Here is a 24647-nt window from a genome sequence, read left to right on the forward strand (position 1 = left end):
CCATGACAAATATAACAGATAACATCATCTACCGCGTTCTTGGCGCGGATGAATGGGCGGAAGCGTTAAGCACGGGTCAGTATGACGGTGCGCCGCATGATATTGCCGATGGCTTTATCCATTTCTCGACCCGGGACACGTTGGCCGCGACCCTTGCCCTGCATTATGCCGGGCGGGATCATTTGAAGCTGCTGCATGTCCCGGTTGATCCGATTGAGGCCAAGCTGAAATGGGAACCGGCCCGAGGCGGCACGCTGTTCCCGCATCTTTATGATGTGCTCTCGGTCGAACATGTCACACGCGTCGATGACATCCGCCTTGATGAAGACGGTGTGCACATCCTGCCCAAAGATTTGCGTTAAACGCGCATGCGCGCGGTTTGCATGCCGCGCGGCTTCCACAGATATAACCGCCCGCCGCCTTTCTTGGTGCCGGTATCGATCACGCCGGGCAGGTGTCCGGCGCGCACGGCATTGAGGAATCGTGGCCAAGTTTGACCTTGTCGCCGATATAAAGCCCGTCCCAGTCATCCCGAAAGATTTCATGGAAATGAAACGGGCCGGGATCGCGCGCGGCAAGGGTTGCTTTCAGTTTATCGATATCAAGCTGTGTCATGATGTGATCCAACCATGATCGCAACAGGACTGCATTGTTCTGGCGCAATTTCGCGGAAACAACCGCGGGCGCCTGGCGTTATGGGATCATGCAAATCAAAGTTTTCAATGGCCGAAAGTTCGGGTGATGGCAGATCACAAACGATCGTCAGTCAAGGATATCGTTGCGCGCATTGATACATGCGCGGCGGAAAACCGGCAGATTTCGGTTGGCGATATTGTGGCCGAGTTCGGCCAGCGCAGTCAGGGGCCGTTTCTTTTGGTGCCGGCCCTGATCGGGATTTCACCGATTGGCGGGATTCCGTTTGCGCCGAGTTTTCTGGCGGTGTTGATTGCGGTGTTTTCCCTGCGGATCATCATCGGACGCACATCCTTGTGGTTGCCGGGTATCCTGTCACAGCGCGAAATCGAAGGCGACAAGGTGCATGCGGGGCTCAAACGGATTGATCCCGTGGCCAAACGCATGGATCGCTGGTTTCACGGGCGACTTGAAAGCCTGATCAGCCCGATTGCCGTGCGGGTGGCAGCGGCCATGTGCCTTATGCTGTCGCTGTTTGTGCCGGTGTTTGAGCTGGTGCCGTTTGCCGCCATTGCCCCGATGTCAGCGATTGCCGCCTTTGGCCTGGCGATCCTGGTCAGTGACGGGCTTTTGATGTTGGCTGCCCTTGGCTTGACAGCAGGCACGGTGATTTTCCTGTTCCAAATCATTTGAAGACCAAAGAAGGAACTGACAGGCAAGATTGCTGTCTTGATATCTCTTCAGTGGTAAAAAGTGCTTTCTTGCAGGAATGGGAGGCTTTAGCTTTTGGCGGCAAGCTTAGCCCGCGGGCGCCGTGATGATTTCGTTTTGCTAACTGGGATTTTATGAAGATATTGCTGACCGGCGCGACCGGATTTATGGGAAGTCGTCTGGCTGATGTTGTGGCACACCGCCCGGATGCGGAGTTGACGGCAGCCGTTCGTCGCCCTGTTAAAGATCTGCCCGGACGCGTTGTTAAGGTTGATGCGCTTGACAGTGATACGAACTGGCATGCTGCCTTAGCTGGCCAACAAATCGTCATCCATGCAGCAGCGCGTGCCCATGTCATGAAGGATAGCGCAGCGGACCCACTGGCCGAATACCGGCGTGTCAATGTTGATGGCACGCTTAATCTGGCGCGTCAGGCAGCAGAAGCGGGCGTTAAGCGCTTTGTCTTTATCAGTTCGATCAAAGTTAATGGGGAAGAGACCCGCAAAGGCCACCCGTTCACAGCTGATAGCATTCCGGACCCGCAAGACGATTACGGCATCTCCAAATGGGAGGCAGAACAGGGACTGGCGCAATTGGCTTCTGAAACCGGGATGGAGTTCGTTGTCATCCGCCCGACGCTTGTTTACGGGCCTTCGGTCAAAGGCAACTTTGCCAAACTGATCGCGCTGCTTGATAAGGGTTTTCCGCTGCCTTTCGGGGCCATTCACAATCAACGCTCGCTGGTGGCGCTGGATAATCTGATCGATCTGATCATGACCTGCGCTGAACACCCCAAAGCGAAAAACCAGGTTTTTCTGGCCAGTGATGGCGCGGACGTCTCGACAACGACGCTGTTGCGTGAGTTGGCTTCAGCCATGGGTAAATCTGCCCGATTGGTGCCTGTGCCAGAGTCCTGGCTGATGTTAGGGGCCAAACTTCTTGGCAAAGAAGCGGTGGCCCAACGGGTTTTGGGATCGCTTCAGGTCGATATTTCCAAAGCACGGGATCAATTGGGATGGCAGCCGCCTTTGACGTTGCGTGAGGGCTTTTCAAGATGTTTCGAACCCAAGTGAAGTAAGAAAACAGCCCGCTGGGGAAAGGGCGGGCTGTTTTTGCGTGGCACAACAGGGGGGGATGGTGCAGCGGACCTACACCAGTTCTGCCAACGCAGAGGCGTTGAAATCTTCAAGCTGATCAAAGGCGCCGTTTTTGACCTTGCTCGGCCATTGGGCATCGGTGATCAGCGCACGGCCAACCGCGATCAGATCGAACTCGTTCTTTTCCATGCGCGCGATCAAATCATCGAGGCTGGATTTTTCGGAGGCTTCGCCGGAAAACGCGCCGATGAAGTCCGAGGACAGGCCGACAGAGCCGACGGAAATTGTCGCGGCCCCGGTCAGTTTTTTCGCCCAGCCGGCAAAGTTAAGGCCCTTTTCGCCGTCGATCTCGGGGAATTCCGGTTCCCAGAAACGGCGTTGCGATGCGTGGATGATATCGACACCGGCCTCGACCAGCGGGGCCAGCCAATCGGTCATTTCATCGGGGGTGTAGGCAAGGCGGGCGGTAAAGTCCTGCTGTTTCCATTGGCTGACGCGCAGGATGATCGGGAAGTCAGGGCCGACGGCTGCGCGCATGGCCGAAACCACTTCGCGGGCAAAGGTTGAGCGTTCCTTGATCGTCTTGCCGCCAAAGCGATCGGTGCGCAAGTTGGTGCCCGACCAGAAGAACTGATCAATCAGATAACCGTGCGCGCCATGAATTTCAAAGGTATCAAATCCGGCATTCTTGGCATCCAGGGCGGCCTTGGCAAAGGCCGCGATGGTATCAGATATATCCGCATCGCTCATGGTGTTGCCGCGCGGATCATCTAGGCCGACAAGGCCCGACGGGCTTTCGACCGGGGCATCGGGTTCCCACTCATCCGGGGTCCGGGTGGAGCCGGTATGCCAGATCTGCGGGCCCATTTTACCACCAGCGGCATGCACGGCATCGGCAACCGATTTCCATCCGGCCATGGCGGCATCCCCATGGAACAGCGGAATATGTGGCAGGTTACGCGATGCCGGGCGGTCGACAACCGTACCCTCCGACAGGATCAGGCCAGCACCGCCTTCGGCGCGTTTGCGATAATATTCCGCATTGGCCGGGCCCGGAATGCCGTCCGGCGCCTTGTTGCGGGTCATCGGCGCCATCACGATGCGGTTGGGCAGTTCGAGCGTTTTCAGCTTGAAAGGCTGAAACAGAATATCTGTTTTCGTCATCACGGAATTCTCCGGTTCATGAAAGTCTATGATGGCAACTAGATATATGTTATATACTTGGTGTCAATCAGGCACCTTGAGGTAACCAGGTATACTCGAGGAAACTGCACATCTCTGGTTGAGGCTGCCGCAAGATGATTGGAAAGCGCGCTGATGAAAGAATGTTCGATCGAAAAATTTCATGCCACATGCCCGTCGCGCGAGCTGTTTGATCAGATCGCCGATAAATGGTCGATGATGATTTTGGCCGTGCTGGCCGACGGGCCGCTGCGCTTTAACGCGATCAAGCGCGGGCTTGAGGGTATCACGCAAAAGGCCCTGACCCAGACCCTACGTAAGCTGGAGCGCAACGGCATTGTCGCGCGTAATGTGATTGCGACATCCCCCGTCGCCGTCGAATACGAAATCACCCCGCTCGGCCGCAGCCTGATCGAGCCGTTCAAGGCGCTGTATCACTGGACGCGCGAAAAAATGCCCGAAGTCGAAGCGGCACGCGAAGCATTTGACAAGCGCATTAAAGAAAGTGCCTGAGCAGCGGCAAGGGCCAGATATAAGCATCATTCCAGTTTGATTTTCCCCGCCATTGCGACGGATCGGTCCGGGTAATGCGTGAAAACTGTTGCGTGGTTCATCGCAAAATATTAGAGGTTATTGCGAATGATCCGCATTTGAATATTTGAATGCGGTGGCGGTCGCCGGTTCCAAGGGGGCCGCAAGGCCTGTGCAGGAATGACCAGCTTTGGGTAAGCAGCCAAGCAGCATTGATATCTTTGTCACGCACCGTCGGGCGTTGCTGAATTATGCCAGCAGCATCGTCGGCAGCCGTGCGCATGCCGAAGATGTCGTGCAGGAGGCCTGGCTTCGCTTTGACGAGGCATCAAGCGGCAAATTCCTTGAAGATTCGACAAGCTATTTGTTCCGGATTGTCCGAAATCTGGCCTTTGACGGTCAGCGCCGACTAAAGCGCGAAGGGCAGGTCATTACCGATGATGATTTCGAAGCGGCAGCCAATATGCCCGCCAATAGTGCGCCGTCACCGGAAATGGTCGCGCTTTACAAGGACGAATATGCGCTGGTGATGGAGGCGTTGGCAGAACTGCCCGAACGCACCCGCATGGCATTTGAAATGCACCGGTTTGGCGGGGCGAAGCTGCGCGAAATTGCGCTGGCGCTTGATATCTCGTTGCCACTCGCACACCGTCTGGTTGCCGACGCGCTACAACACTGCAAGGAGAGGCTCGGATGGCCTTGATCTTGTTTGGGTTTGGAAAGTTGTATAAAAACGCGCGCGCCAGACGTTTCATCATTAGGGAAACTGTTTTGAGCCGGTTTCGTGATTGTTCCGGCAGATCACCGGTGCTGTGGAAAAGACGGGCAGCGTTGAAGGAAGCTTATGACGGCAGACGCGCAACAGATTGAAAAAATCGCATCTCGCGAAGCGACGGACTGGTTCCTTTTATTGTCCGAGGAACCGGACGACGTATCGTTGCGTCGTGCGTTCGAGGCGTGGCTGGCCGACAGTCCTGTGAATGAAACGGCATGGTACGCCATGCAGCAGGCGTCCGAGGCGATGGATAAAACAAAACCTGTCTTGGCGGACAAATGGCAGGCCCGTTTGGCGGAAGTCCGCGATGAGGCGGTCAAGCCGTCGGACGCGGAAAATGTCACCAACATCGCATCACATCCCCGTCGCGGTGTTCAAGCTCCAAGCTGGAAAATTGGTCGGCTTGCGACGCTCGGTGGCGGTGTTGTTGCCTTGGCAGCATGTCTTCTGATTGCTGTAATCGGTCCTTCGGTTCTGCGTGGGATTCAATCAGACTACGCGACAGGAACTGCGGAAACCCGGACGGTGATGCTTGATGATGGCAGTGCAATTACACTGGCCCCGGAAAGTGCGGTAACGGTTTCGTACAGTGCTGATCAGCGTACCATCGGACTTTTGGAGGGCGAGGCGTTCTTTGACGTTGCGGCGAATCCCGAACGTCCTTTTGTTGTTGAGGCCAGCGAGGTTGAAACAACCGTACTTGGTACCGGGTTCGAGGTATTGCGGGGGCAGGACGGTGTCGGTGTTTCGGTCGAGCACGGTCAGGTCCGCGTAGATTACGTCAAGGAGGGCATGTCGCCGGTCATGGCGACACTTGAGGCCGGGCAATCGGTCCATGTTGATTGGTCCGGTGGGGCTGCTCGCGGTGAAAAACCGCTAACCCAGATTGCGACCTGGCGCGCACACCAGCTGATCGCACGTGATGAAGCGCTTGGATCGGTGGTTGATCAGATGCGCAGCTACTATGGCGGGAAAATCGTCGTAGTGGGTGATGCACTGTCGGCCGAACCGGTCACGGGCGTTTATAATTTGGCCGATCCGATAGAAGCCCTGTACGGGATTGCCCGCGCAGGCGATGCCGAGATCTGGCAGGTTTCCCCATGGTTGGTGATTGTTTCGCGTTAATTTAACTACGCAAAATCAGTTACTTACAAAAAATCTCCAAAAATTTAGAGAAAAAACGAAACAGGCGACGTTCCATCAATAGAAGCGCCATTGAGATGCAATCTCATTCGCAATGGCGGAATGCAAACAAGCCAATAGAAGGTGGAACAGATTGTGACTATGGGGGTTATTACCTGCTTCGGGGGAATGAAACGCACGCTTGCTTTTGCTGGCGCGTTGGCGGTGACAACGGCTTTGAGCTCTGTATGTGGCTCTTTGCCGGTTATGGCGCAGGAAACATCTGCGTCATCGGGGTTTGCTGAAAAGTTTCAGGCCGTTCAGAATTTTGACATTGCCGCCCAGCCGCTGACTGATGCGCTCGTGGCCTTTGGTCAGCAATCGGGGATTCAGGTTACGGTGAATGGTGATGTTGCCCGCGATGTGTCGGCACCTGCTGTGACGGGGGATATGTCGAGCGAAGCCGCCCTGCGCCAGCTTTTGGCAGGCAGCGGGCTTACATTCACTGTTTCCAGATCGACGGTCGAAATCCAGCGCGTGGCTGCAAGCGGCGAAGATAGCAGTGTGCTTCCGGCGGTTGTTGTTGAAGGCAGCGCGCGTCGCGGCGCATCAACAGATGTCGTCGATGGCTATATCGCAACGACGAGTGTGAGCGGAACCAAAACCAACACGCCGCTGATTGAAACACCGCAATCCATTTCGGTCGTGACACGTGATCAGGTCGAGGTCCAGCAGGCGCAAAGCATCACGCAATCCTTGCGCTATACATCCGGTGTTGCCGCCGAGGTGCGTGGTTCGGCATCGCGCTATGACATTCCCTATATCCGTGGTTTTGGCTCGCCCAGTGATCCGATCCAGTATCAGGACGGGCTTAATATGGTGCGCGGTCCGGGATATGCCTTTCCGCAGACCGAGACATACGGTGTTGAGCGGGTAGAAGTCCTGAAAGGTCCGGCCTCGACGACCTATGGTTCGGCCATGCCGGGTGGTCTGGTCAATGTCGTGACCAAGCGCCCGACCGAGGAAGAACGTGGCGAGGTCGAAGTTCTTGTTGGCAGCCATGATCGCTATCAGCTGGCAACCGACGTTTCCGGCCCTGTGACCGAAGACAATTCGCTGCTCTATCGCTTTGTTGCGCTGGGTCGTGACAGCGAAACACAGGTGGTCAACACCAAGGAACAGCGCGTCTATGTCGCACCGGCCCTGACCTGGAAGCCGGCCGATGACACTACGCTGACCATGCTGACCCATTATCAGCGCGATCCCGAAGGCGGCTATTACGGCATCCTGCCAACCGTCGGGACGGTCTGGAGTAGCCCGGCTGGTGCCATTCCACGCAGCTTCAATGATGGTGACCCGGCTTTCTCCGACTTTGATCGTGAACAGTTTTCTGTTGGGTATGAGTTCGAGCATGTCCTGAACGACACTTGGGCGTTTCGCCACAATCTGCGCTATCTCGACATTGATGTCTCGACCAAGGATATCGCAACCAGCAGCCTTGCCGCAGACAACCACACGATTAACCGCTATGCGCTGACCACGGATGAACAGACCCGGGGTATCAGTTCGGATTTGCAGGCGCAGGCCGATTTTGCCACGGGTATGATCGATCATACGGCACTGTTCGGGTTTGATTACAAATACTCGGATTCCTCGCAATATCGTCTTTATGGCTCCAGCGCGCCGACGATTGATTATCTCAACCCGGTTTACGGTGTTGCGACGTCTGTATCCCTGTCGTCCTTTGTTGATCAGGACCAGACCATGAGCCAGTCCGGACTTTATGTTCAGGATCAGCTTGATATCGGCAACTGGAACTTCCTGTTCGGCGGGCGCTATGACAACGTTCAGACCATAACAGACAACCATCGAACCAGCGTGCGTCAGACCCAGAATGATGACGCCTTTACCTGGAAATCCGGTGCTGTGTACAACTTTGAAAACGGCATCGCGCCCTATGTCAGCTATGCGACGTCCTATCTGCCGGTCAGTGGCACTGACAATAACGGCGATGCAATGGACCCGACGACGGCCGAGCAATATGAAGTCGGTTTGAAATATGAACCGACCAGCTTTGATGCCCTGTTTACCCTGGCCTATTTCGACATCACTCAGGAAGATGTCGTCAGCCAGATCAACCCCAACCAGCGCTATCAGACGGGTGAGGTGGAATCCAAAGGTGTCGAGCTTGAAGCCAAGGTTGCCCTGACCGAGCAGACAAACGCGATTGCCAACTTCACCTTCACGGATGCCGAAATCACCAAAAGTGTCGTCAACGATCTTGGCGATGCGCCGATTGCCATTCCCGATATGACCGCATCCCTCTGGCTGGATCACAAATTTGATCGTGGCTTTGTTGATGGTCTGAAGATTGGCGGTGGCGTGCGTTATGTCGGCGAAACGGTCGGCGGGTATAGCCCGAATGCCGCGAGTGCAAGCGCGCAGCGCATCGATGTGCCGGGCTATACCTTGTTTGACGCCATGCTGGGTTACGATCTTGGTGCGCTTGATAGCAGTCTGGAAAACCTTTCAGCCCAGATGAATATCACCAACCTGGCTGATGAAACCTATGTCACCTGTCTTGCCAATAACTTCTGTAACTATGGCAATGGCCGGACGGTTTATGTCTCGCTGAAATACGCATGGTGAGGCACGCATGTCTTCGATGATGAATGCAGGTGCGGAGGGGAAATTCCCCTCCGCCTTTCGCCGTCAAGCCCTGATCCTGTTTGGGCTAAATGCGCTTTATGTCGGGTTTGGCATGATCATTGGCGTGGTCAATGGTGGTTTGCCGACCGTGATGCGCGCACAGGGGATCGACATTTCGACCGCGGGCTGGCTGTATCTTTTGTATTTGCCCTTTGGTCTGACGTTTCTCTGGGCACCGGTGATTGACCGGTTGCGTGTGCCGTTTTCATCGCAACGGGTTGGCTGGATCGTCTCCATGCAGGCGCTTGCGGTTCTGGGGTTGGTGGTTGTTGCCTTTAACGAAGGGCTTGCACCACTGGCACTTTTTGTTTTGGGCTTTGGCATCGTCCTTGCCATTGCGACGATGGACATTGCGCTCGATGCCCTGGCGGTAAAGCTTGTGGAGGCCGACTGGCGACCGAGCGCATCTGCAACCAAGCTTGCCGCACTGTCGGCGGGCAGCATGATCGGCGGCGGGGCATTTGTTGCCCTTGCGGGTGATCTTGGCTGGCAGCTGACGTTTCTTATTCTGGCTGCTGTGCTGGTGGTTCTTCTGTTTCCGGTGTTGTCGCTACGCAAGTTTGACGGGCAGGAAAGCGCGGCGCCAGAACAGCTTGAGGCGATCAGCGGTGGTGCCAGTCTTCTGCGTTTGTTGCGTGACCGGGCGTCGCGCAACAGGTTGATCATCTTGTGTATTGCCTGTGGCATCATGTTTCCGCTGGTCGGGTTGAACCGATTGATGCTGGTCGATATTGGCGTGCCGGTATCTGAAATCGGCTGGATCGTCGGGACGTTGGGCCCGGTTGCGATGTTGGCAACTTCGGCGGTGTCGATCCCGTTGATGCGGTATCTGGGCCTTGTGCGAACGATGCTGTTCTTTGCCGGTATTGCCTTGGCTTCACTCGTTGCGATGCTTGTTGGCTATTCCATCGAACATCAGCTGGTCGCGATCATCGGGGCGGTGGCGATTGGCGCCGGGGTCAGTGGCGTTTACGTCACAATTGCTGCCAAAATCCTTGGCTGGTCAGTTGGGGCGCAGCCCGCAACCGATTATGCCGCCTATTACGGAATCAGCCGTTTCGTCAGCACACTGATGACGGTTGGCGCGACCCAGATCGTACCCCTTTTGACGTGGGGACTGTTTTACGGGGCCGGTGCGGTTGCATTCCTTGTGATGGTGTTCCTGTTGCTTGTCCTGTTTGGAAGAAATGACTGATGACTGTTGAAAATTCCGTTCCCGCCGGTTTCATCGGCCCGGCCCCGCGTGCAGACTTTTTTGATCTTGGCCACTGGCCGGTCGTGTTTGTCCGCTTTCCAGAGCTTCACGAAGAAGACCGCGTGAATGGCGTGCTTGAAGGGTTGGCACGTTTGCTGGCGCAGGAGAAACCGTTTGTCGCGGTCTGGATCCCGGCAAGCCATGATCATGATGACGAACCGCATGAGGATGAAAAGACCTCCAATATCTGGATCAAGAACCATCGCGAGGCGCTTAATACCTACTGCAAGGGCTATGTTTATGTGACGACGGATGCAGAGCTTGGCGCACTTCTGACCAAGCGGATCGATACGATTTCGGGCCGGTTGTTCAATTTCCCGATGGAAGTCGTTGCCGACCGGGACGCTGCACTTGCAAGTGCACGCCGTATGCTTGATCAGGCATAAAATCGGCCATATTCTAACAGGGCAGGGCGCGATTGTGCCTTGCCCTGTCGGGCGTGCACGCGTAAGAAAAGGGCATGTCTTTTCAAGCACGGAGTGTGACGCGTGGGGTGGTATAAGTCACTGGTTTTGCCGATTGTCCGCTGGATCGATGCCGAGACCGCCCATGGTCTGGCCATCTGGGCGTTGAAAAACAATCTGGTGCCGCGCGATGATGACGCGACGGACGCAACCCCGATCCTCGAGACCGAGGTTTTCGGACGCAAATTCGCCAATCCGGTCGGGCTTGCTGCCGGCTTTGATAAAAACGGCGAAGTCCCCAACCAGATGCTGTCGCACGGGTTTGGTTTTGTCGAAATCGGCTCCGTCACGCCACTGCCCCAACCGGGCAACCCGAAACCCCGTCTTTTCCGGCTTTATTCCGACCGGGCGGTGATCAACCGCATGGGCTTCAATAATGAGGGTGCTGAGGCCGTTGCCAATCGCCTGCGCAAACGCGCGCGCCGTGGCATTCTTGGCGCCAACCTTGGTAAAAACAAATATTCCGAAGATGCCGCTGATGATTACGCCAAGGGGGTCGAGGCCCTTGGTCCCTATGCCGATTATCTGGTGGTCAATGTGTCTTCGCCCAACACGCCGGGCCTGCGCGCTTTGCAGGGCCGTGCCCCGCTTGAAAAGCTTTTGAAAGCTGTCATCAAGGCGGGCAACAGCTTTGCCAAGGGTGTGCCGGTGTTGCTCAAGGTCGCACCGGACCTGACTGAAGAAGACAAATCCGACATCGCCGCCGTGGTCACCAAGGTCAAGCTGGATGGCATGATCGTTTCCAACACCACGATTGATCGGCCGGTTGGGCTTAATTCCTATGATCAGGATGAAAAGGGCGGCCTGTCCGGCCCGCCATTGATGGCGCCCTCGACCAAGGTTCTGGCAGATTTTTACCGTTTGACCGAGGGCAAGGTTCCCTTGATCGGGGTTGGCGGCATTGCATCGGGCAAGGATGCCTATGAAAAGATACTCAATGGCGCATCGCTGGTGCAGCTTTATTCCTCGCTGGTCTATCACGGGGTTGAGCTGGTCGCGGACATCAAGGAAGACCTGTCACGGCGTCTGCGCAAGGATGGCTTTTCCAATGTCGCGGATGCGGTCGGGGCGGCCTTCCCGGAAATTTCGGGCAAGAACATCCCGGTCGATGAAGCCCGTGCCGCGCGTGAGGCCGAGGCCGCCAAGAAAAATTAAGCCTGTGTTTTTTGGTTTCGCCCATGCCGATAACCCCCAAGGCAATTTTTATCTTTAAACAGGAACACCCGAATGCAAACCGCCTCCTATGAAATGATCAATGGCCTGTCCGAGGTGATTGGCAAATATGATGCCGTGATCCTTGATCTTTGGGGCGTGGTGCATGACGGGGTGACACCCTATCCAAGCTCGATTACCGCGATGACAGCCCTTAAGGAAGCCGACATTCCGGTTGCGCTTCTGTCGAACGCGCCGCGCCGGTCCTCGGTCGTGATCAAGCGCATGGAAGATATGGGCATTTCGCGTGATCTGTATGGCCCCGCAGTCGCGTCGGGCGAGGTCGCCTATGCCCAACTGGTTGCGCGCTCTGATCCCTGGTACGCCAAGCTGGGCCGCAAGGTGCTGATGGTCGGGCCCGTGCGGGACATGTCGATGTTTGAAAAGCAGGATGTCGAAATCGTCACCGAGGTCGCGGATGCCGACTGGGTCCTGGTCACCGGCCCGAACGAGGATCATGATCCTGTTTCGAAATACGAGGACCTGCTGCATGCGCTTAAGGCCCGTGACCTGCCGGTGCTGTGCCCGAACCCGGACCGTGAAGTGATCCGCGGTGGCAACCGCATCATCTGTGCCGGTGCCATTGCCGGACGTTACGAAGAGCTTGGCGGTAATGTCCGCTGGGAAGGCAAGCCATTGGCAAGCGCCTATGACTTCTGTCTGCAGGCGTTTGACAAGGGGCCGGATGCCAAATTGCTGGTCGTGGGTGACAGTATCTCGACCGATATTGCCGGCTCCAACAATGCCGGTCTTGACGTTGCCCTTGTCACGGGCGGCATCCACGCCGATGAACTCGGTGCTCCGCGCGGCACCCTGCCGGAACGGGGAAAGCTTGATGCCCTTCTGGCCGCCACGGGTCGTCACATCACCTACGCGATGGGGGATTTCTGCTGGTGAGCGAGTTCTACCGGCCAGAACTGGTTGAAGCACTCAGGTTGGTTGCAGAGGCATCAGATGCCGTTGCCAATCAAGGGCATCTGAGACCGGTTCTTGTTGGTGGCGCAGTCGCTGAACTTGCTACTTTGGGAGAGCTGGTTTCCGGTGATCTCGATATCGTCACACCTTGGCAGGAAGAGTTCGAAGCTGCGTTGCAGGATGCCGGTTTTGTCAGAAGTATCGGGCCGGGTTCCTTTTCGCGTGGATTTCAGCATCCATTTCTTGATGTTGGCGTGGAAGTCGTTGGCAGAACGCTGATGGATGGCCGCGGAAGCTATGATCGCGTTTTTCTTTTGCGTCTCGACAATGGCCGTGCCGTGAGCGTCATCTGTATTGAGGATCTGATTGCAGACAGAATGGCGCAATATAACTGTCCGCCTAACTATGACGAGCAGGCCTTGGATCAGGCGCAAAAGCTCTACCAGCTTGCGTTTGAGGTCGATAAAGACTACCTTAATAAGCGAATTGTCGAAGAGACAGTTGGTGATTTTGATTTGGCGTTTTTGGAAAAGAAAGCTGATGCGCGAGATAACGATTGAAGAATTGGCAGCGAAAGTGAGCCAGAAGAAAGCCGAGCTCGGCTATTCTGGTGGTGGCTTTGTGCAGCCAAATTCTGGTCGTCGTCGCACCGAAAGCAAACGCGCGCTGCTTCGAAATATTGCTGCCGCTGCCGCTGAGCGCGGTGAGGAGCCGACCTTCAAAGCAAACTACTGAGCTGTTTTCACGGCTGTTGCTGACACCCGCTTTCAGTTTGAAGGCGGGTTTTGTTTACTCGCTCTCTGCCGCGACCTTGCTTTCACGGAAGATGACGAAGAGGCCACTGGCGGTAATGATCGCCGCGCCGACAAAGGTCAGCATGTCGGGCGTTTCACCCCAGAACAGCCAGCCAAGCGCGGTGGCCCAGATCAGTGCGGTGTAGTCAAACGGGGCCACCGTGGGCGCCTCGGCAAACCGAAACGCCTGCGTGATCATGGTGATCCCGATCGAACCAAAAGCAGCAATTGCGAGAAACAGCCAGATGTCTTCGGCCCGGACCGCTGTCCAGACAAACATCACCGGAATGCTGGTCAGGATCGCACTGGTCAGGCTGAGATATAGCAACAGCGTCCACATGGTTTCGCGGGTATCGACAAAACGTGCGCTTAGCATCAACAGCGCATAGGCGAGTGCGGTGGCGATGGGCAGCAGCGACATGACTTCAAACGTTGCCGCCCCCGGCCGGACAATCACCAGCACACCGAGAAAACCGACACTGACGGCAAGCCAGCGCCGCCAACCGACCCGGGCAATGAAAATTGCCGATAGGGCGGTGATGAAAAGCGGGGCGACAAAGGCCAATGCTGTGGCCTCGGCCAGACCCAGATGGTGGATGCTGGTAAAGAACATCACGGTGGCGGTAATCCAGATGACGCCGCGCATGAAATGCACACCCACCCGGCTTGAGCGCAACCCGCGATAGCCGCCCATCTTAAGGGCGAGCAGAAAGGCAAAGGGCAGGGCGATCATGTTGCGCAGGAAGATGATCTGGAACGGGGAATAATGATCCATCAGGCTTTTGGCCAGCGCATCATTGATGCAAAGTGCGGCCACCCCGCCACACATGGTCATGATGCCGGCAAGGTTGTTCTGGCGTGAAGGCGTCTGGCTGGCCAATGGGGCTTCCTGCTTTGTGGTGGTGCGCATTTCCACCTTTAGGGCAATTGCGATGATGTGACCAGAAAAGAAGCTGGGCGGTATCGGTTTAATGGCATCTGCCCTCGATTTCACGCCGATGACAAACTTAATTGAGAGTACTTCGCAAAACCGATTGACATTGAAGGCGGGATCGGATTTGTAACGTTACGTTATAACATTACATTTGTGATTGAGGAGTTCACAATGACCCAATCGGTTTTGCGTAACCTGTATGTATCCGCCGGAATTCTTGCTCTGGCGATGACGACAGGATTTTCTGCGCCTGTGATGGCTGCGGCTGATGATGAAATCCTTGATATTGCCAGCCCGCTTGAAATTTCCGGGCTTGATCCGGCCAAGTCGGGATACGTTTTTAGCCGCATGCAGGTAGCTGAAACTCTGTTCACCGTCAACCGTCAGGGTCAACTGGTGCCGATGCTGGCAAGCGACACCCATGTCAGCGATGACGGTTTGACCTGGCATATTGAGCTGCGTGATGGTGTTGAGTTCCATGATGGCAGCGCCATGACGGCGGAGGTCGTGGCAGGTGACCTCAAGCGTGCGTTTGATCGCCCGGGTGTTCTGGGTCGTGCACCGATTACGGGGATTTCGGCGGAAGGTAATGAAGTCGTCATTACCCTGTCAGAGCCGTTTTCCATGTTGCCGGCCTTTCTGGCCCATTACAGCACCATCATTCTGGCACCGAAATCCTTTGATGAAGCTGGCGATGTTACTGCGATCATTGGGACTGGTGCCTATCGCGTGGATGACGTGATCCCGCCGCTGCGTGTCGAGATGAGTGCCTTTGAAAACTGGTGGAATGGCAAGGCCGAGATTGAAAAGGTCAGCTACCTTGCTGTTTCGCGTGGGGAAACCCGTGCGATGATGGCGCAAAGCGGTGATGCTGATCTGGTTTTGTCTTTGCTGCCGGTTGCGGTCAATCAGTTGAATAATGATCCATCGGTCAATGTCGAGATCGCGACAGTTCCGCGTACTCGTCTTTTGAAATTCGATGTGTCAAAGCCGTTCTTTGATGACGTGATCGAGCGTCAGGCGCTGAGCCTTGCGATTGACCGTAAGGCGATTGCTGCTGTGGTCATGCGCAATGTTGATCTTGCGGCAACCCAGATGTTCCCGCCATCGATTGTCGGCTGGAACAATCAACAAATCCCGGCTTTTGAATTTGATCCGCAAAAGGCGCGCGATCTTCTGGCCGAGGCAGGCTGGGTCGAAGGATTGGACGGTATTCTTGAAAAGGATGGCAAGCGTTTCTCAATCACGCTGCGCACCTATGCCAGCTGGCCGGACCTTCCTTTGATCGCGACCGCGCTTCAAAGCCAGTTGAAAGCGGTGGGTATCAATCTGGAAATCTCCGTTGGAAGCTATACCGAAATTCCGTCGGGTCATGCAGATGGCACCCTTGAGATCGCGCTGATCACACGCAGTTTCTCGATGGTGCCTGATCCCTTGGCAACCGTGATGGCCGATTATGGTCCCGGCGGTGCAGATTGGGGGGCGATGAACTGGAACAATGACGAGGCCGCTGATCTTCTTGCCGCACTTGGTCGCACGACCGACAGTGCTGTCCGCGCTGATATGCAAAACCAGCTAACATCGATCCTGCAATATGAGCTGCCGACCATTCCGGTGGTCTGGAGCGAACTGGCCGTGGCGACAACGGACAAGCTTGAAAACCTGTTTGTCGACCCGTTTGAGCAGAACTACTACCTGTCTGACCTGCGGTGGGTAAAATGAAGCAACTGATAGCAACCCGTTTGTTACAGCTGGTTGCCGTTGTCCTGATTGTCGGATCGATCAGCTTTGCGCTGATGTATTTCCTGCCGGGTGATCCGGCCTTGCGCATTGCCGCAGGTCGCTATGGTCCGGACATGATGGATAATGCGATATCGGATATGGTCCGGGCCGAACTTGGCCTGGACCAGCCGGTATTGTTCCGGTTTCTGGCGTGGATGGGGGACCTGATCCGCTTTGACCTTGGCCATTCGCTGGTGTCTGGTGCGCCGGTTCTGCACGAAATTGCCCTTCAGCTTGGCTATACCCTTTGGCTGGCAGCGCTTGCCTTTGTGCTGGCGCTTGTGGTCGGCCCGCTTGTCGGGGCGATTGCCGGGTTGTTCCCGGGATCAATTTTTGATCGGGTCAGTCTTCTGGTTGCCGTTGCCTTGCGCGCCGTGCCGCCCTTTGTGCTGGCGATTGTTTTCATGATGGTGTTTGGCGTGACATTGCGCTGGTTCCCGACCGCCGGATTTGGCGGCTGGAGCAACATGGTCCTGCCATCCCTGACACTGGCGCTTGGTCTGGCGGCGATGTCATCAAGGGTGATGCGCGACGCCATGAGCGAAGTGGCGGCAAGTCCGTATTTTGCCCATGGCCGCTATAAGGGGCTGTCAGACCGCACCGTCGTGATGCGTCACGGCATACGAAACGCGTCGTTACCAGTGGTGACCTATCTTGGTTTGCAGATGGTTTATCTGGTCGAAGGCGTGGTGGTGGTTGAATCCATCTTTGCCTTTCCGGGCATTGGTCATGCGCTGGTCCATGCCATCATTGCGCGTGATGTGCCGATGGTGCAGGGAACGGCGCTGGCGATGGGCGGCTTGTTTGTGCTGCTGAACATCATTGTCGATCTGATGTGTTTGCGTCTTGATCCCCGACTGGGTCGGAGGGCCGCATGAATACAGCATCTTTAACCCACTTGCCGGTCGAACTGCGCGATGGTGCCAAGCCGACCTTCTGGCAGCCGGTGCGTATTGTCGGTGCGGTCATCCTTCTGGCCCTTTTGGCGTTTGCCTTTGTCGGGCCCTTGGTGGTCGGGGCCGATCCGCTTTTTCAGGATTATCTTGCGGTGCTTGTCGCGCCGGGTGATCCGGCCCACTGGTTGGGGACGGACCATTTCGGGAGATCCATGGCCGCGCGCCTGGTGCACGGAGCCCAGCTTTCCTTTGTCATGGCCTTTGTTACAGCACTGAGTGCTGCTGTGCCGGGCATTGCTCTTGGCATTCTTGCGGCCAGCCGGGGTGGTTGGGTCGAGCGCGGGCTTGTTGCCCTGTCTGACATTATTCTGGCCTTGCCGGGATTGTTGTTGGTGCTTTTGTTGATGGCGTTTGCGCCGGGTAAGTTTGGGCCACTTTATCTTGGTCTTGCGCTTTATCTGTGGGTGGAGTTTTTCCGCGTGGCACGGATTGAAACGGCGCGTGTTTTGGCTTTGCCATGTTGTGAAGCCACCCGGTTGCTGGGCTTTGGGCCGTTTTACGTGTTTGCTCGGATCGTTCTGCCGGCTCTTGCGGGGCCGATGATGACGCTGTTTGCCTTTGCCATGGGCTCGGCCATCATTGCGGTCAGTACATTAAGCGCCATTCATGTGGGGCTTCGTCCGCCGACCCCGGAACTTGGCGCGATGATCGTCGAACTGATGCCCTATTACAGCGAAGCCCCGCTTCAGGTTCTGATGCCCGCAGGCGTGATTTTCCTGCTTGTGCTGTCGCTTCAGTTGCTTGCCGGGAGAAAAAGCTGATGAGTTCTGAAATCAGACTGGAAAACCTCAGCATCAAGACCCGCGATGGCACGGTTCTGGTGCGTGATGTGTCTTTTGCGTTTGGTTCGGGTAATCCAATCTGTCTGATTGGGGAAACCGGATCAGGCAAAAGCCTTGTCATGCATGCGGTGATGGGAAGCCTGCCGGATGAATTGATCTGCGAAGGGGCCATCTTGCTTGATGGTGAAAACCTTCTGGCATTGTCAGCCGCAGAACGCCGCGCATTGTGGGGACGCAAATTCTCGTTGCTGCCGCAAGAACCGTCGCGATCGCTTGATCCGACGATGAATATCCGATCACAAGTCGCCGAGATTTATCCGGCCTTGCATCGGGTGTCATGGAATGACGCCAAGACCCGTGCGATGAAGGATTTGCAATCGGTGGGGCTTGATCACGCGGCCAGATCATTTCCGTTCGAGCTGTCTGGCGGTATGGCGCAGCGCGCGTCAATTGCGATGGCGCATGCGGCGGGAAGCATGGTGCTTCTGGCGGATGAACCGACCAAGGGGCTTGACCGTGCCCTTTGTGACGTTGTCGCCGGGATGATCAATCATGAAGTATCACTTGGCCGTACGGTGATGGTGATTACCCATGACCTTGAACTTGCCATGCAGACCACGGGCATGATCGGCGTCATGCGCAATGGTGTGCTCGTGGAATTGGGCAAGGCCGATAGCGTGCTTCATGCACCAAGTGACCCATACACCAAGTCGCTTGTCGCAGCCCTGCCCAGTCAGTGGGATGCGTCTTCGCAAAACACCAACGTATCAGACGATGCGGTGATTGCAGCCCGCAGCCTTGGCAAGTCTTTTGGCGAGAAGGCGCTTTTCAAAGAGCTTGACCTGACATTGCGATCTGGCGAGATCACGGTTGCGCTGGGGCCAAGTGGCTGTGGGAAAAGCACGCTCGGCAATATCCTGCTGGGATTGATCAAGGCCGATTTCGGTACGGTCGAAAGACCGGGAAATCTGCCTTCCTTCAAATACCAGAAAATCTATCAGGACCCGCCAGCCGCCTTCATTCCCCATCAAACGCTTGGCGATGCCTTTGCCGACTTGCGTAAACGTCATGGCATTGATGGTGCGTCGATCAACCGGATGCTTGAGGGGCTGGGGCTTGAGCCCGGACTGTTGGCTCGTCGACCCGATGCGATTTCTGGCGGTGAGCTGCAACGCTTTGCCATTGCGCGGGCCTTGTTGCTTGAACCTGCAATGCTATTTGCCGATGAAGCAACATCGCGCCTTGATCCGGTCAGTCAGAAACGGGTGATCGACCTTCTGGTCGCACAGGTACGCGAACGCAATCTGGCCCTGATGCTGGTGACCCACGATCATGTCCTGGCAAACAAGATTGCCGATCACGTGATTGATCTGGGCTCTTTGCCTGTCAACGGGGATCAAAGGACTGCTGCCTAAGGGGCTGGCAATAGCCCAACTTGTTAATGCATGACCAAATGCAAAAACGCCGCCCGAAAACGGGCGGCGTTTCGCAGTTTGATCGACATTGAGGAGACGATCATACGGATCATTTAACGGCAGATCAGAGGGCCATCTTGCGGTTGGCTTCGATATAGATCTCGCGCAGGCGTTTGGCGACCGGGCCCGGTACGCCTTCGCCAATCGGCTTGTCGTCAATTTCAACCACCGGGCAGACAAAGGCCGATGCCGAGGTCGAGAAGGCTTCAGCCGCGTTCTGGGCTTCTTCGACGGTGAAGTGGCGTTCTTCGACCTTGAGCTGCAGTTCTTCGGCGCATTTCAGAACCGATGCGCGGGTGATGCCATGCAGGATGTCGGTCGACAGTTCGCGGGTGACGATCGTGCCGTCCTTGGTAACGATATAGGCGTTGTTGCTCGACCCTTCGGTGATGTAACCATCCAGCACCATCCAGGCATCATCCTTGCCTTGTGCGGCGACGTCGGTTTTCAGAAGCGACGCATAGAGCAACTGCACGGTCTTGATGTCCGAGCGGCGCCAGCGGATATCGGGGAAAGTCATGATCTTCTGACCGCGTTCGGCCAGCGGCGAGTTGATCAGCGATTTGGATTGGGTGAACATCACGATGGTTGGCGGGGTGGTTTTGGAAATCGCGAAATCACGATCACCGGCCGAGCCACGCGAAACCTGCAGATAAATCAGGCCTTCGGTGATGTCATTGACTTTCACCAGTTCGCGGTGCGCTTCAAGAAGCTGGTCGATATCGGGTTTGAAATCGAATTTCAGTTCCTTGAGCGAGCGTTCCAGGCGCTTCATATGACCCATAAAGTCAATCAGCTTGCCATCAAGGACCGAGGTGACCTCATACACGCCGTCGGCGAACAGGAAGGATCGGTCAAAAATCGAAATCTTTGCTTCGGTTTCCGGCAAAAACTCGCCGTTCACATAAACAGTGCGCATGGTAACTTTCCTGTCTGACAAGCGGATCTTTTGCGATCCGTTCTGTGTGGATAAAGCGACGTTCCCAAAGGTCTGCCTTATGATGCGATCTTGTTTCGACCCACGGCGACCGTCTGTTTTACGTTCCTTAGACTCTCAAATATCACAGGCGCACGCAATCTGTCGTGCAAAAGCTCTATATCGTGCGTGTAAAAGGTGAATTGTTGTTTCTGTGGGTGGGAGTCAACGTGATTTGAGTATTATATGGTCCGCATTTTGCGGATTTATTCGCAGATTATTCGATTTCATCTTTGTGGTGATTTTCTTTTTGACCTTAACATAGGTTTAGGTTCTATCGTCCTGCATCAGAGGAACAAAAACGTCTTTGAAACGGATGGAGCCCTGTGATGAACAGCCCGCAACCAATCGCCGACGAAGTGCTGGTCGCCAATGACCGCCATGGTCTTCAGGGCCGCATCAATGCCAGTTGGGCAAAGCCGATCCGCGCGCCGGAACCGGAAGTCGATCTGGACGCCTATTTCGACCGGATCGGCTATGAGGGCCCGCGCACGGCCACCCTTGATGTGCTTCAGGCGTTGCATGCCCTGCATCCGGCCAACATCCCGTTTGAGGCGATTGACGTGTTGCTGGGCAAACCGATCAGCTTGGCGCCTGCCGATATTGACCGCAAGCTGATCCACGAAGATCGCGGCGGATATTGCTTTGAGCATAATTCCCTGTTTGGCCGGGTGTTGCGCAGTCTGGGTTTTGAGGTCCAAGCCCTGGCGGGGTGCGTTTTGTGGGGCTATGGCGCCCATGAATTGCCCCGCCCGCGCTGTCATATGGCCAATCGGGTCATGATTGACGGTGAAGCATGGCTGGCTGATGTCGGTCTGGGCGGCTGTGTACCGACCGCACCGCTTTGGCTGGCCACCAGTGCGCCGCAGGTCACCCCGCATGACACCTATCGCGTGATCACGCTCGCGCATGGCTATCGTATCGAGCTTGAACGCGGTGGTGTCTGGAAGCCCGTGCAAGAGATTGATTTCGCGCCGGTGGCGGATGTCGATTTTGATGTCATGAACTGGTATGCCGCCCATCATCCGGAAGGCGGCTTTAACACCGATCTTGTTGCGGCCAGATCCGCCGCATTTGCCCGCTTTACGCTGCGCAACAATCATCTGACCATCCGCTTGGTCAGTGGCGAGGAGGAACGTCACACGCTTTCGATCGGCGACATTGCCCAGACGCTTGAGGATATCTTTGGCATCACGCCCAAGCCGGAATGGCAAAAGGTTTTCACCAAACTCGCATAGTGCCACAGCACCACAACGAAATAACGAATAGCACCGGGGTCCGCGGACGATTGTGCGGTGTGCGCGGGACCGGTGTTATAAAGGCCATGACGGGGCTGCACCCCTGTCATGGCCTTTTGTTAGTGATCGCGTGAGTTAGAACCGCAACATCAGCCCGTGTTTCTCGACAAGTTGGGCGTAGGTACCTGATGATTTGACCTCTGCCATCGCGGTGTTGAAGCGTTTGAGCAATGCGTAAGTATCAGGATAGGTTTTTGATGTCATCAGATGCAGGCCCGCGCCGTCAATCAGCGGGTTCTCAAGCGTATAGAAGTTCGCTGCCTCTTCGGGCGGGAACAGTTGACGGATCTGATACCACCCCAGCGTGGTTGCCCCGGGAAAGAGATCGATCCGTCCGGCTTTGAGGCGTCTTAAATTCTGTTCTTCGGAATGGGCGAAATCGACATCAAGGCCGGCTTTTTCAAACCAGCTTTCATAATAGTAGCCATGAACTCCGCCAATTCGAAGACCTTGAAGGTCAGTTAGGTCTGAATAGTTATATCGCGGTTTGACACCAGCAGCGTCGTAGGCAAAGAAATGGGAGTCAGCCAGGTATATTGTGTCTGAGAAGGCGAAACTCCGTTCGCGAACATCTGTTTTAAGGTAAGGGATGGCACCCCAGGCATTATGGTTTTCGACTTCCTGCTCGCAGCGGCGCCAGGGCATGATTTCAAAGCGGAATTTTACCCCCATCTTGGTCCCGATTTCGGTAAACAGTTCGGGCAGAAAACTGTTTTCAACATCCTCGTTGATATAGGGCGGATAGATGTTGGTGGCGATCACGATCGGTTCCTGCGCCTTTGTGCTCAAAGGTAACAAAAGCAATGTCAGGGCCGCAATAATAAGCCGGTGAAACAAGGCCGTCTCCGGTGCCGAAAAAACAGGGGATATGTTTCATATGGCAAGCGGATCGGGATTGTTAAGGGGCTGAGATGCGCAAAGGTTTACTAATTGGTTTTTGCATTCGCTTCCTGCGTGAGTTTTTCCATATAGCTCAGCAGATCGGCGATGGTTTCCGGCGTAAAGGAAAATTCCGGCATCGTCATGTTGTCATGCGATACCGTGATGCCCTCGGCCAGGGCTTCTTCAAGGTTTTCAAGCGGCCAGCGTTGCCCGAAACTGGCAAGCGGTGGGGCGCTGGTCACGTTCGGATAGGGCAGGGGATCCCCGTCAAACTTGGGGTGGCAGCGCAAACAGGTTTGTTCCGCAATGGATTGGCCGCGGGTTACATCACCATATTCCTCGCCCTTGTGCGACATGTAATCCCCGATCCCCCACATGCCGGCGGCGAAAATGCCGGTCACAAGAATGACAAGGCTGCTTTTCTGCATGCTGTGCTCCCCAAAGGCCGTGTGGATTGTCTTATGATCGGTTGTATAGCAAGGCAAGGTAACGAATTTCCTAAGGCATTCCGATACGAAGAAATGGCAGATTGGACTTGATGGTCAGGCGAATGCGCGGCTTGAGATAGACACCGAATTCTTTGCCGGATCCTTGAGGTTTGCAAACTGATAATTGTCCGCCTGATGGATCGGTCCGACATCCAACCCGGCGTTAATAAACGCGTTTCGGACGCTTTCGACATCTTCGACGTCGAACACCAGCTTAAGCAGGGATTGACCGGCTGTCTGGCCCTTGCTTGCGGGATGGAGCATCAGGATCAACCCGCCATCCGGGCGACGGAGTTCAACAATGCGATCACCGTCAATGACAAAGGCCTGCTAGCCGAAATGCTTGCTGTAAAACGCCACCACGGCGTCAATGTCATGGCAATAAAGCACTATTCGGCTGCATAGACCGGTGGTTGCAGCCGCCATTACCTAGCTGCCATCCGCGGTACGAAACACCGTCAGGCCATTGATCACAATCCGGCCATCGGGCAGCAATTGGCCATCATATTCGGTGGTGCCTTGCGGGCCGGGGCGACCGGCGGCAAGGCCGTTGACGGCAAAGGGGACAAGCGCGCCAAGCAAGGTCGGGCTGTCGGGCGTGCCCAGCAGATCGACAAGCTTGTCCTGACCCAGAAGACGAAAATCGAAATCACCGGTAAAGCCGTATCGTGCGGCGGCCTGGGCCATGAATTCGCCGGAACCAAGGGCTTCAAGGCCACGGGATTCGACATAGAACTCGTCAACCGTGACCGGGGCGCCATTTTGCGCGGCCTTCTTCCACAGTGCATCGCCGATCTGGCGACGGGCAAAGCGCGGAGCGGTGCCGGTCAGGATATCGTGGAAGCCCTTTTCAATGATCGGCTGGGCTTCGGACCAGGGCAGGCCCGCACTGCTGGTTTTGACCCTTACTGTGCGCGGCTGCAGAAGGCTTGGCAGCCACAAGCCATCATGGGCGTAATCAAGATGGGTGCTGCCGTCTTCACCGGGATAGAGCGTAAAGTTGGCCGATTTGATCGAGCCCCGCTTTTCCCGGTTCGGGCCGGTCCATTCTGCCGCCTGCCAGGCAATGCGTGCCATTTCCGGCAGCCATTGAATGATCAGGCCATTCAGCATCCAGTGTTTGCGCGTGACCGTTTCTTCACCAACCAGAAAATCGGCAAAGCCGTCAAAGGTCACCGGCACATTGCGCGCGGTATCCCAGCGCAAATAGCCCCCTGCATTACGCAGCGTCAAATCGCGCTGATCGCTGGTGGCTTCGGCCAGCATCTTGGCGGTTTCGGGCAGTTTGACATCGAGATCAACCTGTTCGGCGCTGTCGGTGTCGCGCACAGAGACCAGAACATCATCCATCACCAGTTGGCGCGGGGTGGAATAACCGCTGAGATCAAGCGAAATACCGTCATAGACCAGCTCGACCGCATCACCGTCCACGGTGCGCGCATCGACCTCGGTCGCAGCGATACCCGATTGCATCAGGATGGCATCAACCGCAGTGCGGGCATCTTCGATGGAGATGGCGTTGGCGCGCGGGATCAGACCTGTAATCGAAATTGCAAGGACGCCAAAGCCGGTAAGTGCCTTTCGCAGCTGCATGTCGTGATCCTTTTGCTTTGCCTGGATGCAAAAATGCATCGCTCTCATTTGGGGAACACGAACCAGAGTTTATCGCAATTT

26 protein-coding genes are annotated in these 24647 nt (G+C 55.8%); 19 read left to right on the forward strand and 7 right to left on the reverse strand.

Annotated elements, in window-relative coordinates:
• Positions 1 to 2 precede the first annotated feature (2 nt).
• Positions 3 to 362, forward strand: a complete 360-nt coding sequence (locus ACXAF0_RS07595; RefSeq protein WP_475345284.1) for a DUF952 domain-containing protein — start codon at positions 3 to 5, stop codon at positions 360 to 362.
• A 79-nt stretch (positions 363 to 441) separates the two neighbouring features.
• Here the strand turns inward: ACXAF0_RS07595 and ACXAF0_RS07600 are convergent, their stop codons facing one another.
• On the reverse strand, positions 442 to 615 hold the full coding sequence (locus ACXAF0_RS07600; RefSeq protein WP_475345285.1) for a hypothetical protein: 174 nt from the start codon (positions 613 to 615) through the stop codon (positions 442 to 444).
• Positions 616 to 741: 126 nt separating this feature from the next.
• Here ACXAF0_RS07600 and ACXAF0_RS07605 point away from each other — a divergent pair, with 126 nt between their 5' ends.
• Positions 742 to 1326: an exopolysaccharide biosynthesis protein gene (locus tag ACXAF0_RS07605; protein WP_475345286.1), complete on the forward strand. Its 585-nt coding sequence runs from the start codon at positions 742 to 744 to the stop codon at positions 1324 to 1326.
• A gap of 152 nt (positions 1327 to 1478) precedes the next feature.
• Positions 1479 to 2417, forward strand: a complete 939-nt coding sequence (locus ACXAF0_RS07610; protein ID WP_475345287.1) for a UDP-glucose 4-epimerase family protein — start codon at positions 1479 to 1481, stop codon at positions 2415 to 2417.
• A 75-nt stretch (positions 2418 to 2492) separates the two neighbouring features.
• On the opposite strand, the gene ACXAF0_RS07615 is transcribed toward ACXAF0_RS07610, so the two are convergent.
• The gene (locus ACXAF0_RS07615) at positions 2493 to 3605 is read right to left on the reverse strand and encodes an NADH:flavin oxidoreductase (RefSeq protein WP_475345288.1); all 1113 of its coding nucleotides are present in this window, start codon (positions 3603 to 3605) and stop codon (positions 2493 to 2495) included.
• Positions 3606 to 3758: 153 nt separating this feature from the next.
• On the opposite strand from ACXAF0_RS07615, the gene ACXAF0_RS07620 reads away from it, so the two are divergent.
• The 10 genes from ACXAF0_RS07620 (at position 3759) to ACXAF0_RS07665 (ending at position 13341) form a co-directional block, all read left to right on the forward strand.
• Positions 3759 to 4136, forward strand: a complete 378-nt coding sequence (locus tag ACXAF0_RS07620) for a winged helix-turn-helix transcriptional regulator (RefSeq protein ID WP_475345289.1) — start codon at positions 3759 to 3761, stop codon at positions 4134 to 4136.
• Between the two features lie 208 nt (positions 4137 to 4344).
• Positions 4345 to 4857 carry a sigma-70 family RNA polymerase sigma factor gene (locus ACXAF0_RS07625; protein WP_044829386.1) on the forward strand — a complete coding sequence of 171 codons (513 nt, stop codon included), beginning with the start codon at positions 4345 to 4347 and terminating at the stop codon, positions 4855 to 4857.
• 141 nt (positions 4858 to 4998) lie between these two features.
• On the forward strand, positions 4999 to 6054 hold the full coding sequence (locus tag ACXAF0_RS07630) for a FecR family protein (protein WP_475345290.1): 1056 nt from the start codon (positions 4999 to 5001) through the stop codon (positions 6052 to 6054).
• A 186-nt stretch (positions 6055 to 6240) separates the two neighbouring features.
• Complete coding sequence (locus ACXAF0_RS07635) at positions 6241 to 8700, forward strand: TonB-dependent siderophore receptor (protein WP_475345291.1); 2460 nt, start codon at positions 6241 to 6243, stop codon at positions 8698 to 8700.
• A gap of 7 nt (positions 8701 to 8707) precedes the next feature.
• On the forward strand, positions 8708 to 9955 hold the full coding sequence (locus tag ACXAF0_RS07640; RefSeq protein WP_475345292.1) for an MFS transporter: 1248 nt from the start codon (positions 8708 to 8710) through the stop codon (positions 9953 to 9955).
• Complete coding sequence (locus tag ACXAF0_RS07645) at positions 9955 to 10401, forward strand: hypothetical protein (RefSeq protein ID WP_475345293.1); 447 nt, start codon at positions 9955 to 9957, stop codon at positions 10399 to 10401. Before ACXAF0_RS07640 ends, ACXAF0_RS07645 begins: the two co-directional genes overlap by 1 nt.
• A 102-nt stretch (positions 10402 to 10503) precedes the next feature.
• Positions 10504 to 11634, forward strand: coding sequence for a quinone-dependent dihydroorotate dehydrogenase (locus ACXAF0_RS07650; RefSeq protein WP_475345294.1), 1131 nt, complete (start codon positions 10504 to 10506; stop codon positions 11632 to 11634).
• A gap of 72 nt (positions 11635 to 11706) precedes the next feature.
• Positions 11707 to 12588, forward strand: a complete 882-nt coding sequence (locus tag ACXAF0_RS07655; protein WP_475345295.1) for a TIGR01459 family HAD-type hydrolase — start codon at positions 11707 to 11709, stop codon at positions 12586 to 12588.
• Positions 12585 to 13166 carry a hypothetical protein gene (locus ACXAF0_RS07660; protein ID WP_475345296.1) on the forward strand — a complete coding sequence of 194 codons (582 nt, stop codon included), beginning with the start codon at positions 12585 to 12587 and terminating at the stop codon, positions 13164 to 13166. The genes ACXAF0_RS07655 and ACXAF0_RS07660 overlap by 4 nt, the downstream gene beginning before the upstream one ends.
• Positions 13147 to 13341: a hypothetical protein gene (locus ACXAF0_RS07665; RefSeq protein ID WP_475345297.1), complete on the forward strand. Its 195-nt coding sequence runs from the start codon at positions 13147 to 13149 to the stop codon at positions 13339 to 13341. Before ACXAF0_RS07660 ends, ACXAF0_RS07665 begins: the two co-directional genes overlap by 20 nt.
• A gap of 54 nt (positions 13342 to 13395) precedes the next feature.
• Here the strand turns inward: ACXAF0_RS07665 and ACXAF0_RS07670 are convergent, their stop codons facing one another.
• Complete coding sequence (locus ACXAF0_RS07670; protein ID WP_475345298.1) at positions 13396 to 14310, reverse strand: DMT family transporter; 915 nt, start codon at positions 14308 to 14310, stop codon at positions 13396 to 13398.
• 195 nt (positions 14311 to 14505) lie between these two features.
• On the opposite strand from ACXAF0_RS07670, the gene ACXAF0_RS07675 reads away from it, so the two are divergent.
• Genes ACXAF0_RS07675 through ACXAF0_RS07690 form a run of 4 tightly spaced genes read left to right on the forward strand, consistent with a single transcriptional unit; the run spans position 14506 to position 19269 of the window.
• The gene (locus ACXAF0_RS07675; RefSeq protein WP_475345299.1) at positions 14506 to 16056 is read left to right on the forward strand and encodes an ABC transporter substrate-binding protein; all 1551 of its coding nucleotides are present in this window, start codon (positions 14506 to 14508) and stop codon (positions 16054 to 16056) included.
• Complete coding sequence (locus ACXAF0_RS07680) at positions 16053 to 16994, forward strand: ABC transporter permease (protein WP_475345300.1); 942 nt, start codon at positions 16053 to 16055, stop codon at positions 16992 to 16994. The genes ACXAF0_RS07675 and ACXAF0_RS07680 overlap by 4 nt, the downstream gene beginning before the upstream one ends.
• A complete protein-coding gene (locus ACXAF0_RS07685; protein ID WP_475345301.1) occupies positions 16991 to 17833 on the forward strand; it encodes an ABC transporter permease in 843 nt (280 codons plus the stop codon). The genes ACXAF0_RS07680 and ACXAF0_RS07685 overlap by 4 nt, the downstream gene beginning before the upstream one ends.
• Complete coding sequence (locus tag ACXAF0_RS07690) at positions 17833 to 19269, forward strand: ABC transporter ATP-binding protein (RefSeq protein WP_475345302.1); 1437 nt, start codon at positions 17833 to 17835, stop codon at positions 19267 to 19269. The genes ACXAF0_RS07685 and ACXAF0_RS07690 overlap by 1 nt, the downstream gene beginning before the upstream one ends.
• Before the next feature lie 124 nt (positions 19270 to 19393).
• On the opposite strand, the gene ACXAF0_RS07695 is transcribed toward ACXAF0_RS07690, so the two are convergent.
• Positions 19394 to 20248, reverse strand: coding sequence for a D-amino-acid transaminase (locus ACXAF0_RS07695; RefSeq protein WP_475345303.1), 855 nt, complete (start codon positions 20246 to 20248; stop codon positions 19394 to 19396).
• A 386-nt stretch (positions 20249 to 20634) separates the two neighbouring features.
• Between ACXAF0_RS07695 and ACXAF0_RS07700 the strand changes: the two genes are divergently transcribed.
• The gene (locus ACXAF0_RS07700; protein ID WP_475345304.1) at positions 20635 to 21543 is read left to right on the forward strand and encodes an arylamine N-acetyltransferase family protein; all 909 of its coding nucleotides are present in this window, start codon (positions 20635 to 20637) and stop codon (positions 21541 to 21543) included.
• A 135-nt stretch (positions 21544 to 21678) separates the two neighbouring features.
• On the opposite strand, the gene ACXAF0_RS07705 is transcribed toward ACXAF0_RS07700, so the two are convergent.
• Together ACXAF0_RS07705 and ACXAF0_RS07710 are read right to left on the reverse strand one after the other, a co-directional pair.
• On the reverse strand, positions 21679 to 22440 hold the full coding sequence (locus tag ACXAF0_RS07705; RefSeq protein WP_475345305.1) for a substrate-binding periplasmic protein: 762 nt from the start codon (positions 22438 to 22440) through the stop codon (positions 21679 to 21681).
• 89 nt (positions 22441 to 22529) lie between these two features.
• Positions 22530 to 22913 (reverse strand): c-type cytochrome, encoded by a 384-nt coding sequence (locus ACXAF0_RS07710; protein WP_475345306.1) that lies wholly within the window; start codon positions 22911 to 22913, stop codon positions 22530 to 22532.
• Positions 22914 to 23108: 195 nt separating this feature from the next.
• Between ACXAF0_RS07710 and ACXAF0_RS07715 the strand changes: the two genes are divergently transcribed.
• Positions 23109 to 23378, forward strand: coding sequence for a hypothetical protein (locus tag ACXAF0_RS07715; RefSeq protein ID WP_475345307.1), 270 nt, complete (start codon positions 23109 to 23111; stop codon positions 23376 to 23378).
• 24 nt (positions 23379 to 23402) lie between these two features.
• On the opposite strand, the gene ACXAF0_RS07720 is transcribed toward ACXAF0_RS07715, so the two are convergent.
• Positions 23403 to 24566 carry a hypothetical protein gene (locus ACXAF0_RS07720; protein ID WP_475345308.1) on the reverse strand — a complete coding sequence of 388 codons (1164 nt, stop codon included), beginning with the start codon at positions 24564 to 24566 and terminating at the stop codon, positions 23403 to 23405.
• Between the last annotated feature and the right edge of the window lie 81 nt (positions 24567 to 24647).

The sequence above is a fragment of the Thalassospira sp. ABD4_177 genome (genome assembly GCF_056160125.1).

What these genes read in the sequence shown, in the direction of transcription:
- ACXAF0_RS07595 (WP_475345284.1), top strand. Translation starts at nt 3, where the DNA reads ATGACAAATATAACAGATAACATCATCTACCGCGTTCTTGGCGCGGAT.
- ACXAF0_RS07600 (WP_475345285.1), bottom strand. Translation starts at nt 615, where the DNA reads ATGACACAGCTTGATATCGATAAACTGAAAGCAACCCTTGCCGCGCGC.
- ACXAF0_RS07605 (WP_475345286.1), top strand. Translation starts at nt 742, where the DNA reads ATGGCAGATCACAAACGATCGTCAGTCAAGGATATCGTTGCGCGCATT.
- ACXAF0_RS07610 (WP_475345287.1), top strand. Translation starts at nt 1,479, where the DNA reads ATGAAGATATTGCTGACCGGCGCGACCGGATTTATGGGAAGTCGTCTG.
- ACXAF0_RS07615 (WP_475345288.1), bottom strand. Translation starts at nt 3,605, where the DNA reads ATGACGAAAACAGATATTCTGTTTCAGCCTTTCAAGCTGAAAACGCTC.
- ACXAF0_RS07620 (WP_475345289.1), top strand. Translation starts at nt 3,759, where the DNA reads ATGAAAGAATGTTCGATCGAAAAATTTCATGCCACATGCCCGTCGCGC.
- ACXAF0_RS07630 (WP_475345290.1), top strand. Translation starts at nt 4,999, where the DNA reads ATGACGGCAGACGCGCAACAGATTGAAAAAATCGCATCTCGCGAAGCG.
- ACXAF0_RS07635 (WP_475345291.1), top strand. Translation starts at nt 6,241, where the DNA reads ATGAAACGCACGCTTGCTTTTGCTGGCGCGTTGGCGGTGACAACGGCT.
- ACXAF0_RS07640 (WP_475345292.1), top strand. Translation starts at nt 8,708, where the DNA reads ATGTCTTCGATGATGAATGCAGGTGCGGAGGGGAAATTCCCCTCCGCC.
- ACXAF0_RS07645 (WP_475345293.1), top strand. Translation starts at nt 9,955, where the DNA reads ATGACTGTTGAAAATTCCGTTCCCGCCGGTTTCATCGGCCCGGCCCCG.
- ACXAF0_RS07655 (WP_475345295.1), top strand. Translation starts at nt 11,707, where the DNA reads ATGCAAACCGCCTCCTATGAAATGATCAATGGCCTGTCCGAGGTGATT.
- ACXAF0_RS07665 (WP_475345297.1), top strand. Translation starts at nt 13,147, where the DNA reads ATGCGCGAGATAACGATTGAAGAATTGGCAGCGAAAGTGAGCCAGAAG.
- ACXAF0_RS07670 (WP_475345298.1), bottom strand. Translation starts at nt 14,310, where the DNA reads ATGCGCACCACCACAAAGCAGGAAGCCCCATTGGCCAGCCAGACGCCT.
- ACXAF0_RS07675 (WP_475345299.1), top strand. Translation starts at nt 14,506, where the DNA reads ATGACCCAATCGGTTTTGCGTAACCTGTATGTATCCGCCGGAATTCTT.
- ACXAF0_RS07680 (WP_475345300.1), top strand. Translation starts at nt 16,053, where the DNA reads ATGAAGCAACTGATAGCAACCCGTTTGTTACAGCTGGTTGCCGTTGTC.
- ACXAF0_RS07685 (WP_475345301.1), top strand. Translation starts at nt 16,991, where the DNA reads ATGAATACAGCATCTTTAACCCACTTGCCGGTCGAACTGCGCGATGGT.
- ACXAF0_RS07690 (WP_475345302.1), top strand. Translation starts at nt 17,833, where the DNA reads ATGAGTTCTGAAATCAGACTGGAAAACCTCAGCATCAAGACCCGCGAT.
- ACXAF0_RS07695 (WP_475345303.1), bottom strand. Translation starts at nt 20,248, where the DNA reads ATGCGCACTGTTTATGTGAACGGCGAGTTTTTGCCGGAAACCGAAGCA.
- ACXAF0_RS07700 (WP_475345304.1), top strand. Translation starts at nt 20,635, where the DNA reads ATGAACAGCCCGCAACCAATCGCCGACGAAGTGCTGGTCGCCAATGAC.
- ACXAF0_RS07710 (WP_475345306.1), bottom strand. Translation starts at nt 22,913, where the DNA reads ATGCAGAAAAGCAGCCTTGTCATTCTTGTGACCGGCATTTTCGCCGCC.
- ACXAF0_RS07715 (WP_475345307.1), top strand. Translation starts at nt 23,109, where the DNA reads ATGGATCGGTCCGACATCCAACCCGGCGTTAATAAACGCGTTTCGGAC.
- ACXAF0_RS07720 (WP_475345308.1), bottom strand. Translation starts at nt 24,566, where the DNA reads ATGCAGCTGCGAAAGGCACTTACCGGCTTTGGCGTCCTTGCAATTTCG.